The sequence below is a fragment of the Nocardia sp. NPDC049707 genome (assembly GCF_040674855.1).
GTDB lineage: Bacteria > Actinomycetota > Actinomycetes > Mycobacteriales > Mycobacteriaceae > Nocardia.
Genome location: NZ_JBFANN010000010.1, coordinates 169606 through 182293, shown reverse-complemented (window position 1 = coordinate 182293; position 12688 = coordinate 169606). Strand labels below are relative to the sequence as shown.

The window sequence follows — 12688 nt, the reverse complement described above, 5'->3', positions numbered from 1 at the left end:
ATCCCGCCGACGCCGACCCCACCGAGATGGGCTGTCCGGGCACCGAGCACCCCGACCAGCGCGGCCGCGTCGGCGACGAGATCCCGCAGGTCGTACGCCGGATTCTCCGGGTCGAGGGTCGTCGACGCGCCGGAGTCGCGCAGGTCGTAGCGGACCACACGTCGCCCGCCCGACGCGAGCCGCTCGCACAGCGCGTCGGGCCAGGACAACATCGTTGTGCTGCCGACCAGCAAGACCAGCGGATCGTCCGCGCGGCCGAAGCTCTCGATGCCGAGATCCACACCGTTCGCCCGCACCGAGGTCATGCCCAATCGAAACGGTCTTGTCATGTCTGGACTCCTGTCTTTACGTACACCCAGAGGTATCGACGGCAGATCGACCCGAAAGTCATCGGTTCAGCCGAGATCGTGTCCACACTCCCGCAATCGTCCCGAACTCGGCATTGCCGGTCGTTCAGCCAGATTGCTGGTGGTGCGCTGGATCGCCATAATTGGCTGTTAGTGGGGAATCGCAGCTGGCCGTCTATGGGGAACTTTCAGTGGCACTGACATAGGACTGAATTGCGGACCTGGCAGTATCGAGACGGCCTTTCGGGCAACGTTGCCGGTGAACACGATTCGATCATCGCGCGCTCGGCATCGTTGGTACGTCTTCGCCGCGCATGGTTCGTTCCACGGAGTCCTGAACCCAGGACAGGAAGCGCTGGACGTCTGCTTCGGGGAGACCCAGTGCATCTGAGCGTGGCCGTGCGAAGCTGTGCAGTGCGCGGTCGATGAGGGGCCGGAAAGCTGGCTCCGAGTCCGCGATCGATTGTGCGGCAACCCGTTTAGCGAACCATTGATTGGTTCGGCAGAACACGGTGGAGCGGCAAGCATTGAGAACTCGATTGTCGGCCAAATGGCCTGCGCCGTGAGCATGCTCGCGAATCGAGGCCAGCACACAGACGAGCTGGTCGGTGCGCGAGGGTGCCGCCACGACTTGGCGTACTGGTCGTCCATAGAGAAGTCGACCCGCCTGATAACCGACGGCACGATCGATGACGTACCAGAAAGCCTGCGACCGTGACGAATCGAAGCTTGCCTGGTAAGGGAGCAACGGGCCGGTGTTGAGGTTGAGGCGGTATCCGGCCCGATCGGTGGGAGCGCCAATGAAGTCGGCGTCGTAGAGCACCAGTTCCAGGCCTGACGCGGGGCAGGCGAGGTCGGTCAGTGATTCGGCCAGCTCGATCACCGCGTTCTGCTGAAATGCGGGATCGACAACCACCGTCACATCGACGTCGCTGCGCCCGTGTCGGTAATCGTCGAGTGCCAAGGATCCGACGGCAAAGATGTTCACCAGGTACGGCCCGCATACAGCCCTGGTGCGTCGCACGAGTTCCGCCAAGTACGCGCGCAGTTCGGTGGGAATGGATTCCGGGTCGACAAGGGAGCCTGTCATGGCCAAAAGATCCTACCTTTCCAAGGGGAACGTGAGGCGGCCTCAGCCGAGCACGCCAAAGGCATACCTACGGTGTTGCAGATCTTTTCGAGACATGGCGCGGGGCCGATGCCTCTAGCTTCCTTCGCATAGCAGTAGGGCCGGAGCCGACATAGGGCCCGGCTGACCGCCGTGTCAGCACCTGAGGGAATGCGTGCCTCGGTGATATCGCGGCGCAGATGGTGGCGGATCTCCCGGAAGCACTCGCGGGTGATCGGTGACCCGGCGGAGCGTGCACTGCTCGAGCAGTGGGGGTGCAGTGCGCGAGGACATGGGCGAACCCGGCGAGCGGCTGCTGTATGGGGACCTGCAATACGAAAACGTGCTCGCCTCCGAACGTGAACCATGGCTCGCCATCGACCCGAAGCCGCTTGCCGGGGAACCGGGTTCGTGCTCTTTCTCGCCATCGACAACAGTTTCGACCCCGACGACGTGCTCGAGCTCGACTCGAAGACCGCGACCTCGGCCGCGTGCCGGCCGCTGAGATCAACGGCTGGCGTCCGGGCTATCCCTCCGCGCCAAGAGCCATCCAATTCTGCGGTTCCGCGAGAGGAACGAAACCGAACTCAGCGTACAAACCGTGTGCATCGGCCGTCACCAACAACATCCGCTTGAGCTGGTAAGGCGCCAGGTGCTCACGGACCGCAGCGACAAGTCGACGACCGAGCCCGATGCCGCGATGGCCTCGGTCGACGTAGACGTCGCAGAGCCAGGCGAAGGTGGCAAGGTCGGTGACGACGCGAGCGTAGGCAACCTGGTCGTTATTGCCGTCGTACACACCGAAATTCAGCGATGCACGGATGGATCGCTCGACAATTTGCCGTTCCCGCCCCAGCGCCCAGTACGCATCGGTGGACAGCCAGTGGTGGACCCGGTTCACGTCGATCCGGTCGGTGTCGACATCGATCTCGTATCCGTCTGCAACGTGCGCGATCACCTCCAGATGCTAACGGCGTCGCCAGGAACGAACCAATGGCCTGGCAGCACTGGACGTCATGAGCCACGTGGGTCACCGTGCGCAAGGCACGCACGGCGTTTGAGCCGCTTGTCTTAATCCGGATGCGGCACGCCCGGGATGCGTGGGAAATTCGAGCCATGCCTCGATACCGAGTCGGCGAGACTCCAGCTATACGCATCGTGCACCTGAATGGCCCAACATTCGAGGCGCTCGCCCAGGGCGACCTGGCTGCGGCCAATGCTGTCAGCCCGGTACCGCTTCCGGCCCCTTTCGCCGACGCAGAGTGGTGCGGGCTGTGGCAGTTGCGCAGCCGACAGGCCGAGGAAGACCCGGCCAGCGCAGCCTGGGTCACCGGCGCCATTTGGGACGAGCGACGACACCTTTCCGTCGGCATTGCCGGTTACCACGCGCCTCCCGACCTATCGGGAATGGTGGAGATCGGCTACGCCGTCGAGGCAAGGCACCGACGGCAGGGCTATGCCCGAGCGGCCTTGGAGGCCCTGCTGCGGCGCGCCGCCCACGAGCCACAGATACGGACGGTTCGGGTCAGCATCAGCCCCACCAACCTGGCCTCATATCGACTGGCGTCGCAGTACGGCTTCATCGAGGTCGGCGAGCAAATGGACGAGGAGGATGGACCGGAGATCATCTATGAGGTTGCCGCAGACAAGCTTTAGGCCAAACCTCGGGGTACCGACGACCTTGCCGACAGCCGCCAGCGGGCCGGTTCGTCGGTTATCTGGTGGTGATCCAGGTGGCGATGTCGGTGACGATTTGTGGGTCGACATGCTGGGGTGGGGTGTATTCGGCCGGGGTGGAGGGGCCGGTGCCGGGGAAGAACAGGTGGTTGTCGGCGTCGTAGAAGCGGATGGTCACCCCGGGACGGCCGTCGAGTCCGGCCCGCCAGCGGGCCAGATCATCGTCCACGGTGACCTGGTAGTCACGCCCGCCCTGCAGGATCAGCATGGGTTTCCCGACCGCTGCGGCCACCGCGACCGGGTCGTAGTCCCGCAAATCCAACCAATACGCAGCTGGTGCCGCGAGGGGAAGTTGCTCCCGTGGCGTCGCCAGCGAGAGGTCTGCGCTGTCGACCAATCGGGCTTGCCGGGTGAGGGTTTCGACTGTGGGAAGCGAGGCGCCGCCACCGAGTTCGGTGAGGTAGCGGACCTGGCGGACGACCGTCCAGTGCACTGGTTGTGCGCTTCCGGCCATGAGGATCAAGCCCGCCACGCTCGGTTCGGCGGCCGCGACGCGGGGCGCCATCCTCCCACCCAGACTGTGCCCGAGCACGAACACCCGCTCGGGATCTACGCCAGGATGTGCGCGCAGAGCATGTACGGCCGCCACGCCGTGTGGCACGTATTCGTCTGCGGCAGTGAATTTTTCATCGATGCGCTCGGGCCTTGCGTGTGTGATCTTGTCGAATCGGAGGACTGCGACGCCGCGGCTGGCCAAACCCCAGGCGATGTCCCTGAGTGGTTTGTTGTCGCCGAGTGTGCCGTCTCGATCGGTCGGACCGGACCCGGGTAGCAGCACGACACCCGGCCGCGGGCCGTCCAGGCCGTTGGCGCGGTGCATGCTGATGGTGCCGGGAACGGCAACGGGTTCGGAACCGAGTAGTAGATCGTGTTCATCGAAGGCTTTTGGGGCGGCGTATTCCGGTGGCTGCCAGGCATGTTCGGTGTGTGTCATGATGCGTCTTCCGTGGTGCCGGGCTCGGAGGCCAGAGGAAACAGGATCGGGCTGAGCAGGTATGGCTCGCGGTCCGTGGTCGCCGGGTGGGCCATGCGGGGTGTGATCACGGCGCGGAGGTCGGCGATGAGGGCGGCGAGTTCGTCACGGTCGAGCCAGATCGCGTGCTGTCGATAGCCGACCAGGTCACCGGCCGGGTCGGCGTTGTCGCTGTCGAGGTAGGTCTGGAATTCGGCGAGCAGGGTCGCCATCGCCACGGCGAAGATACGACGGTGGTCGTCGACGGACGCGGACGCGGCAGTGTCGCCGTCGATCACCGCGCGTTCGCGGCGCAGCCGGTAGCTGCGCTCCACCGCACCGCGGACGCGCTGCTCACCGGCGAGATCGAGAATGTCGTGCGCTGCGAGCAGGTCGACGTGGCGGTACACAGTGGCCTTCGAAACGTCGGGCATACGCGCGCACAGCTGCGACGTGGTCATGACACGACCTCCGGACAGGGCATGCACGATCCGCAGCCGCACTGGGTGCGCGAGCAATTCCATAGGGTTCACACCTGAATCATCTCAATTCTGATACCGTTTGCAAAGTTGAGAATATTAAGCGTCGGCACCGCCCCGCTCGGGAATGGGTGCTGCCAACGGGCTCGAGGAGGATTCGTTCCGATGACGGCAACGACTGCAGAACAGACAGGCATCGAGGTTATTGAACTGTTGCGGGCCAACGGGTTTGCGCGGGTGCACGAGAGGTTCGCGGCACATCTGCAGGCATTGGTGTCGGCCGAAAAACTGCACGCCGCGTGGGACTCGGTCCAGCAACAGCACGGGCGAGTCACCGAGGTCGGCGAAGCGGTGGGAGAGGCAGGCCCATCGGGTACTACAGCGGTGCGAATCCCCGTCCACCTCGAACACGGGGAACTGATGATCGAGCTGATCGTCGATGATGCGGGCCGGTTGGCAGGGCTCCAGCTGACACCGCCCACCACACCGTGGCGGCTGCCCGCCTACGTCGACGAGACGAAGTTCGATGAACAGGACGTTACGCTCGGTCGCGACCCGTTCACCGTGCATGGAACCCTCAGTGCACCACGGCGATCGACCGGATGCCCAGCCGTTGTTCTGCTGGCCGGGGGCGGGCCGTTCGACCGCGACGAAACTACAGGCTCGAACAAGCCACTGAAGGACCTCGCCTGGGGTTTGGCCAGCCGTGGCATCGCGGTGCTGCGGTTCGACAAGGTCACCTACACCCACCGCGACGTGGCTACCCGTATGGATGGGTTCACCATGACCGACGAATACGTACCGTATGCGGTGGCAGCTGTGGATGCTCTTCGCGCGCATCCGGCGGTGGATGCCGAGCGTGTGTTCGTGCTCGGGCACAGCATGGGCGGCAAGGTCGCACCCCGTGTGGCCGGCGCTGAACCCGCGATCGCAGGACTGATCCTGATGGCCGCCGACGCCGAGCCGATGCACCGGGCGGCGGTCCGGGTCACCCGATACCTGGTTTCATTGAGCCCCGACGGCGAGGTCGCCGCACAGAGTGCAATCGAAACCCTCACCCGTCAAGCCGAATTGGTCGACGCACCAGAGTTGTCACCGGCAACACCGGCCAGCGAACTGCCGCTCGGACTATCCGCTGCGTATTGGTTGGATTTGCGGGACTACGACCCGGTCGCGGCGGCCGCAGCGGTCGGGAAACCCATGCTGATCCTGCAGGGCGGACGTGACTACCAGGTCACCGTGGACGATGATCTGGCCCGCTGGCGGGCCGGACTCGACGGCCGCCCCGGGGTGACCATCCGCGTCTACGACGCCGACAACCACCTGTTCTTCCCCGGCACCGGCCCCTCCACCCCGGCCGAATACACCCCACCCCAGCACGTCGACCCACAAGTCGTCACCGACATCGCCACCTGGCTCACCACCAGATAACCGACGAACCGGCACCACGCGACCGATCGAGTCGCACTGGCCTCGTCCGCTCATGGCCCGTGATCGTTCACGAGACCCCCTCGGCCACAGCAGGTTTCCGCAGCCCGCTTCGGTGAGTCGTTCATGTTCCCGGTCGAGCAGTCGTAGTGCGGAAGATGATGCTGGGGAAGTTGTCGTCGGAAAGTTGGTGCGGCTGTCGATCAACCGCACCGCCCATTCGACCTAAGGGCGTAAGGGGCCGCGAGGACCCGACAACCCGATCATTGGGAGCATCCGATGCGCAAGACCATCGCCGCCATCGCGGCAGCCACCCTGGCCGCGGGCATCCTTTCCGGCTGCGGCGCCACTGCGGAGTCGACCACCACCGTGAATCCCGGCCACTACGCTCAGGTCAACGGATTGAACATGTACTACGAAGTGCACGGCGAGGCCAATGGTCTGCCGCCACTGGTACTGCTGCACGGTGGCCTCAGCACGATCGACAGCACGTTCGGCAAGATCCTGCCCGATCTGGCGAAAACCCGGCAGGTCATCGCCATCGAGCAGCAGGGACACGGGCGCACCGCCGATATTGACCGGCCGTTGCGCTACGAGACCATGGCCGATGACACCGTCGCGGTGCTGACCATGCTCGGAATCCGCAAGGCCGACTTCTTCGGCTTCAGTGACGGCGCGACCATAGGCCTCGATATCGGCGTCCGCTATCCAGAGTTGTCGCACAAGCTGGTACTGACCTCCGTCGGCTACGACCCACGCGGGGCACAACCAGGGCTGCACGAGGGGCTGGCGCAACTACAACCGCAAGTATTCGAAGGCACCCCGTTCTTGGCCGAGTACAACCGGCTCTCCCCGCGACCCGAGGACTTCCCGAAGGTGGTGGAACGCGTCAAGGATCTCGATGCCCACACACCGGTCTACGCTCCGGAGCAGATCAGATCCATCCAGTCTCCAGTGCTGATCATCGCCGCCGACAACGACATAATCCGCCCCGAGCACACAATCGAGATGTACCGACTGCTGGGTGGCGGCGTCGAGGGCACCAAGGGCATGCCCGCATCACGCTTGGCAGTGATTCCCGGTACCTCACACCTCACCGTGTTCGACCAGACACCGCTGTTGCTCCCGATCGTCCTCGATTTCCTCGGCGCAGCCAAGTGAGGGCTTCTGCCGGGCAACACCGGATGAACGGCCGCGTCCGACGCTATTCGCCCAGCCGCCGGTGTAGCGCGCATCCCGGTCCGGTCAACTCGTGCTCGGCTAGGACGCCAGCGCTACGGTGATTCCGGTCGGCCGGCATTCTTCCAGCGTCAGGCATGCCGTCACACGAAGGCGACCACGTAGAACACCCACCCGGTGATAGCTGTCAGGACCAGGTCCGTCGCGGCGACTCGCGCCCATGGCTTGTGCCAACTACTGTGCGGACCCGGCTTCGGCGAAGAGCCGAACGATCGGACCGCCCGCACAATCACTATCGGCCACAACAACACTGAGCTGATCGCGCAAGCCAGATGGATGCCGAGCGCGATCCATACCGCCGTGGGCACCGTGCCGCCGACGACACCGGCGGCACGGTCCTGCCATCCGTTGAGCCGAATATCCAGTTCGAAGATCACGACCACTGCCAGCAAGGAGATCCCCAGCGGCACCTGCACGAACTTGTGCAGCCGGTACCGACTCCGGTACTTCACCTGCCAGACACTCCAAGCAAGTGCCACGACAACAACGACCATGATCAGAATCAACGCGTCGATCATCAGTGAAGCCCTGGTACCGAGGAACCCATCGATTCCCGCAAACTCGTCCAATGGTTCCCTCCGAAGTCGGCAGTGAAGCAAGATCACCTGATGAATCACAATCCTCGGTGACTTCCAGGAACAGCACATCGGACCTTTGAGCAACCTCAGGTGCCGGAAAGTAGGCTTTCGCGTACAACTTTCGATCGATATCACCGCCCAGCTGCTGACCGAATCGGCGGCCGAATAGATTGCGACTGTGGATGTTCCAACGCGCGGAACAGACCGTCGTCGCGCGCACACCGCGTACCTCCGGGGTCGCCGGGCAACTTCGGCGCGCTCGGGGTGCGGTTCGACGACGAGCAGCTGCGACGGCTGGATCCGCCGACAACCGTTCACGGACGGTGCCACCTGGTTATTCCGCTTCCGAGCAGTGCGAGGTATGGAATTGGGCGCTGGCATATTTCGTGCGTCTCGTCGGCGGGTAGGCCGAACATGCGCAGCAGGTCCTCGGCGATCTGGTCTCGAGTGGTGCCGTCGCTGGCCCGATTTCGACTGGGCGACAACAATATTGGCGAGGTCGATGCTCGACGGTTCCGGGACGGTCGGGTGTTCGCTGTAAAGTCCAGTGCGCGTACCCGAGAAGGCTCGGTCAGGGGGTGTTTCTGATGGATGGCTCGACTCAGCGGGTGATGGCGGCGCGAGAGATGGTGATGCGGCTGGTGCCGTCGCCGTGGAACCGGACTGCGTTTCTGGACGCGCTGGGGCAGTGGCGCGGGCGGCCGATCGAGCTCATGCCGGTTGATTCGACGCTGCTGCCAGGAACATTGGATTCGGGGCGGGGGACACCGTGCGGGCTGTGGCTGGACTGTACGGATGTCGACGTGATTGCCTTCGTCGCGGGCACGACGGACTTTCACATCGACCAGATCATCGCGCATGAGGTCGGTCACATGATTCTTGATCACGATGCCGAGGTAGCTGGTTCGGCTGGTGTTCAGCGGCTCCTGCCGAATCTCGATCCGGCGCTGATCCGCCGTGTGCTCGGTCGTAGCGAGTTCCTCGACGAGCAGGAGGACGAGGCAGAACAGTTCGGTGATCTGTTGCTATCCGGGGTCTCGCGCTGGCGGGCGTCGCGGCCCATGCGCTCTTTCTGGGGTGGTGACGCGTGACCTCTTCGGCACCAGCGTCGATTGCATGGTTGATCATCGGCTTCGGCGCGGCGGCGGCTGTTCTGCGATTGGTGCTGTTGCACGATCGTTCGCGGCCGAGTGAGCGTCAGGTGACCTATGCCCTGATTTCCGCGGTTGTCGCCGCGTTGCTGCGCGAACGCGCGGTGCAGAACGTGCTCGCTGACGCTGGACTTCTCAGCGTCAGGTTCACACGCCAACTCGGCACGACGTTCATCGTGCTCACGTTTGCGCCGCTGATCGTGCTGGCGGGCTCGTGGTCGGAACGATGGTCGGAGCAGGCGTCGGCACGCTATCGGCGGATGAGCCTGACGGTGTGGTGCGCTGCGGTGGTGTCGATGGTGCTGATGCTGCTGCTCGGGTCGCACGCTCGTGTTCTCGGGCAGTACATCGACCGCACCGAGGGGTGGCAGACGGTCGCGTACTTTGCGTTTTTCTCGATCTGGTGCGCAGCAACGGGTGTGCTGATCGTGTCGGCTAGCGTGCGGGAGCTGCGTGCGGGCCAGCTACGGCCCTCCCACAGACTCACCTACGCCCTGATCGTGCTTGTCGGCGGGTGGGCGCTGGAGGAAGCGGTGTCGATCTTCGTCAGCGCCGTGTGCGCCGCGACTGGCACAGGACATGCGTTCGTGGACTTTCGTTTCCGCGCGAATGAGAACAACTTCGTGTACATGATCGGGTTGGGGTCGCTGGCCGCGGGGGCCCGGGTCGCCACCGAGATCACGCGACGGCTGGGCGTCGACTCCGCAGCACGGACCGTGCGCCAGATGACGCCGATGTGGCGCGATCTGGTGACGGTGTGCGTCGAGATTCCGCGCCTGTCGCATTCCGACCCGGGCATGAATCCGCGGCGGCGTATGCACCGCATGACGGTGGAAATTCGCGACGCGTTGCTTGTGCTCGGCCGTTTCGCCGCGCCTCTGCCTGCCGATGTGCCCGCGGCGGCAGCCGAGGCGGTGCAGATCGCGCGGGCTCTGCATCGCAAGGCCGGTGGTGCCGAACCAGGATCGTATGTGCGGTTGCACGCCTCCGCGCCTGGTCGCGACATCATTGATGAAGCCCGCACCCTGCGGCGTATCGCGCGGCATTGGACGTCGGCACAGACCTACCTCGACAGCCCGCAACTGGATGGAGCGAGATGACCACGACCAACTCCTCGACCGAGAGGCGGATTCGGGCCGGTGATCGAGAGTTACCGCACCCTCCGTTCCGCCTGCCGATCTTGGGCGATGTGTGGGATCTGCACGTCACCGACAGCAGTCAGTGGGGGATGCGTGGTGCGCAGCAGTTCGGCGGGATCTACGAGCGCAACATCTTCGGCGCCCGCGTGACGTATGTCTCCGACCCGGACTTGTTGACCGAGATCAACGACGACAAGCTGTGGGCGAAGTTCCTCGGGGTTCCGATCGGCACATTGCGGTCGGTGGCCGGAGATGGGCTGTTCACCGCGCACAATAGCGAACCGAACTGGCGTAAGGCTCACGAGATCCTGGCGCCGAGTTTCACCGCTGCGGCGATGCGTGGCTACCACGCGACCATGCAGGCATGTGCGAACGAGTTGGTCGAGTACTGGGCCGGGCGCGTCGGGCAGTGGGTCGACGTGCCGAGCGACACGAACAAGGTGGCGCTGGAGGTGATCGGCCGGGCCGGCTTCGGATACGAGTTCGGTTCGTTCACCCGCACCGACGAGCATCCGTTGGTGGCCGCGATGCTGCGCATCCTCACCTACGTCAACCGGTCCGCCTACTCACATCCACTCGTGGAACGCACCGTGTTCCGGCAGCAGCGGGCTCAGCATCTTGCGGACCTGCGGTTCGTCAACGCCGAGGTCGATGCGGTGATCGCGCAGCGCCAGCGCGATGGCGCGGGCGGGCATGGTGATCTGCTCGACCGAATGCTCACGGTGGCGGACCAGGAAACCGGTGAGCGCTTGGACGCGAAGAACATTCGTCGCCAGATCTTGACGTTCCTCGCGGCCGGACATGAAACGTCGGCGGGTGTCCTGGCGTTCGCACTGCACTACCTCTCATGCTCGCCGGAGATCGCCGAGCAGGCGCGCCGCGAGATTGCCGAGGTCTGGACCGGGGACGAGCTGAGCTACGAGCAAGTCGGTAAGTTGCGGCTGGTCCGGCGCATCGTCGACGAGTCGCTGCGGCTGTGGCCGACCGCGCCGGGCTATTTCCGGAAAGCCAAGAACGACACCATGCTCGCCGGTCGCTACCCATTCGAAAAGGGTGAATGGGTATTCGTGGTGCTGCTGCAACTGCATCGACATCGGTCGTGGGGTGGTGATCCCGAGGCGTTCGACCCGGATCGGTTCCTTCCGGAGCGGGTCAAAGCCCGGCACCCTGAGCTCTACCGGCCGTTCGGGGTCGGGATGCGAGGGTGCATCGGCCGTCAGTTCGCATACCACGAGCTTCAGTTGGTCCTCGCGACGATTCTGCGGAATTTCGATCTGACACCGGACCCGGGTTATCAGCTGCGGGTCAAGGAAACGATCACTCTGAAGCCGGATGGGTTGCGGCTCAGGCTTTCCCGGCGTGACTAGGACTGGTTGCGCTGCCGCTTGTCGAGGCTGCGCATAAGGGCTTGGCGGTCGCTGGAGGTCGACCACCCGTGGCGGCTTCTACGACAGCATCGACTCGCCCTTCCAACCATGTCCCCACCCTGCGGAGAGTCCGGTTGTCTGGTGTCGGCCAATCGTCCTCGGTGTGAGCGGTTGGGCGACCGCGTGGAGTCGCAATGAACAGACCGATGGGGTGTTCCAGCCGGAGTTGCTTGTCACAGAATCGGTTTCGGTGCTCGGCAGTCGAAGCGAAACACTCGCGCCGAAGGTGCCCACAGAAGCAGCCGCAGCCAGGGCGTCACCCGACACGCGGGCCACGTTTGCCGACCTGACCACTTCTGATGCCTCGCGTCATCGAATGTGGCCGTGGTATGGGTATGGGGTTTCTGTGGTTGTTGTCGTCGGAGCTGGCTGCTCAGTTGGCGGCTGCAGCGCAGGCGCCGCCCCCGGACCGTCGAAGGAGCGGACGGGATGGTGCTGTAGCTGGTGGAAACCGTCGCCTCGACACAGCCCCGACCGGTGTCCCGGATAGGCAGCCTGGGTGTTGAGGACGGCGCGGCCCCGAAAGACCGGGCTGGCATCCGCGCAGGTGCCATTGTTGTCCCCGCACCGTCCGCCGGAGAAATGGCTGGGCACTTGTGGGAGTTCAACGGTCGGCGTACTCACCGGAGCGCCGAACGCGATCACTGTCGCGGCCGCAAGGGATCCGAGCACGACGATAGTGGTCCGGAAAATCTTCGGCGGATGCACTGACCGACTGCCGTGACCGCCGCCGTGTTCGGGTGATCCGGCCCTCCGGGGGAGGTGGTGGGCAGTCGGCTCGTGCCGATGTACCGGCTCATGCTGGTGTGCGGGCTCCTGCGGCCAGGAGTCATGGTCGTGAGATGTCGTCATTGTGTGCTCCGCAGCGAATCGGGGACACGGCCCAGCACCGGCAGTGCCGATCGCTCCGGTGCTGTCCGCCGTTGCCGGTGGGGTGTGGTCGGAGTAATCATGAGCAGTTCCTGATGCGTGGACCGATACGACCCGTGCGCATCGGCATATTCACTGTCTCCCGGCACGATGCCCCGGAAACAGGGCAATTCGGCTCCTCCGGGCAGGGCCAGAGGTCTATCCACGAGGGCGCTGCACCCATTAGCATTTCC

Annotated in this window: 13 protein-coding genes; 7 read left to right on the top strand and 6 right to left on the bottom strand. The window is 64.5% G+C overall.

The window, feature by feature from the left end; genetic code table 11:
- Both AB0J29_RS12815 and AB0J29_RS12810 read right to left on the bottom strand, forming a co-directional pair.
- Positions 1-305, bottom strand: a 305-nt coding sequence (locus AB0J29_RS12815) for an alpha/beta hydrolase (RefSeq protein WP_364783858.1), incomplete at its 3' end; no start/stop codon positions are given.
- A gap of 316 nt (positions 306-621) precedes the next feature.
- Entirely contained in the window at positions 622-1437 is an 816-nt protein-coding gene (locus AB0J29_RS12810) for an aminoglycoside adenylyltransferase domain-containing protein (protein ID WP_364783836.1), read from the bottom strand.
- A gap of 310 nt (positions 1438-1747) precedes the next feature.
- On the opposite strand from AB0J29_RS12810, the gene AB0J29_RS12805 reads away from it, so the two are divergent.
- The gene (locus tag AB0J29_RS12805; RefSeq protein WP_364783855.1) at positions 1748-1960 is read left to right on the top strand and encodes an aminoglycoside phosphotransferase family protein; all 213 of its coding nucleotides are present in this window, start codon (positions 1748-1750) and stop codon (positions 1958-1960) included.
- A gap of 21 nt (positions 1961-1981) precedes the next feature.
- On the opposite strand, the gene AB0J29_RS12800 is transcribed toward AB0J29_RS12805, so the two are convergent.
- The gene (locus AB0J29_RS12800) at positions 1982-2413 is read right to left on the bottom strand and encodes a GNAT family N-acetyltransferase (protein ID WP_364783833.1); all 432 of its coding nucleotides are present in this window, start codon (positions 2411-2413) and stop codon (positions 1982-1984) included.
- 158 nt (positions 2414-2571) lie between these two features.
- Between AB0J29_RS12800 and AB0J29_RS12795 the strand changes: the two genes are divergently transcribed.
- The gene (locus tag AB0J29_RS12795) at positions 2572-3111 is read left to right on the top strand and encodes a GNAT family N-acetyltransferase (protein ID WP_364783830.1); all 540 of its coding nucleotides are present in this window, start codon (positions 2572-2574) and stop codon (positions 3109-3111) included.
- Between the two features lie 58 nt (positions 3112-3169).
- Here AB0J29_RS12795 and AB0J29_RS12790 read toward each other — a convergent pair whose 3' ends face one another.
- Positions 3170-4126 carry an alpha/beta fold hydrolase gene (locus tag AB0J29_RS12790; protein WP_364783827.1) on the bottom strand — a complete coding sequence of 319 codons (957 nt, stop codon included), beginning with the start codon at positions 4124-4126 and terminating at the stop codon, positions 3170-3172.
- The gene (locus AB0J29_RS12785; RefSeq protein ID WP_364783852.1) at positions 4123-4668 is read right to left on the bottom strand and encodes a helix-turn-helix domain-containing protein; all 546 of its coding nucleotides are present in this window, start codon (positions 4666-4668) and stop codon (positions 4123-4125) included. The genes AB0J29_RS12790 and AB0J29_RS12785 overlap by 4 nt, the downstream gene beginning before the upstream one ends.
- A 120-nt stretch (positions 4669-4788) precedes the next feature.
- Here AB0J29_RS12785 and AB0J29_RS12780 point away from each other — a divergent pair, with 120 nt between their 5' ends.
- A complete protein-coding gene (locus tag AB0J29_RS12780) occupies positions 4789-6054 on the top strand; it encodes an alpha/beta fold hydrolase (RefSeq protein ID WP_364783824.1) in 1266 nt (421 codons plus the stop codon).
- Between the two features lie 276 nt (positions 6055-6330).
- A complete protein-coding gene (locus AB0J29_RS12775) occupies positions 6331-7212 on the top strand; it encodes an alpha/beta hydrolase (protein WP_364783821.1) in 882 nt (293 codons plus the stop codon).
- A 161-nt stretch (positions 7213-7373) separates the two neighbouring features.
- Here AB0J29_RS12775 and AB0J29_RS12770 read toward each other — a convergent pair whose 3' ends face one another.
- Positions 7374-7859, bottom strand: a complete 486-nt coding sequence (locus AB0J29_RS12770) for a DUF420 domain-containing protein (protein WP_364783818.1) — start codon at positions 7857-7859, stop codon at positions 7374-7376.
- A 596-nt stretch (positions 7860-8455) separates the two neighbouring features.
- On the opposite strand from AB0J29_RS12770, the gene AB0J29_RS12765 reads away from it, so the two are divergent.
- From AB0J29_RS12765 to AB0J29_RS12755, 3 genes are read left to right on the top strand one after another with little or no spacing between them, the layout of a single operon-like run.
- On the top strand, positions 8456-8959 hold the full coding sequence (locus AB0J29_RS12765; protein WP_364783815.1) for a hypothetical protein: 504 nt from the start codon (positions 8456-8458) through the stop codon (positions 8957-8959).
- On the top strand, positions 8956-10119 hold the full coding sequence (locus AB0J29_RS12760; protein WP_364783812.1) for an MAB_1171c family putative transporter: 1164 nt from the start codon (positions 8956-8958) through the stop codon (positions 10117-10119). Before AB0J29_RS12765 ends, AB0J29_RS12760 begins: the two co-directional genes overlap by 4 nt.
- A complete protein-coding gene (locus AB0J29_RS12755; RefSeq protein WP_364783808.1) occupies positions 10116-11525 on the top strand; it encodes a cytochrome P450 in 1410 nt (469 codons plus the stop codon). The genes AB0J29_RS12760 and AB0J29_RS12755 overlap by 4 nt, the downstream gene beginning before the upstream one ends.
- Positions 11526-12688 lie beyond the last annotated feature (1163 nt).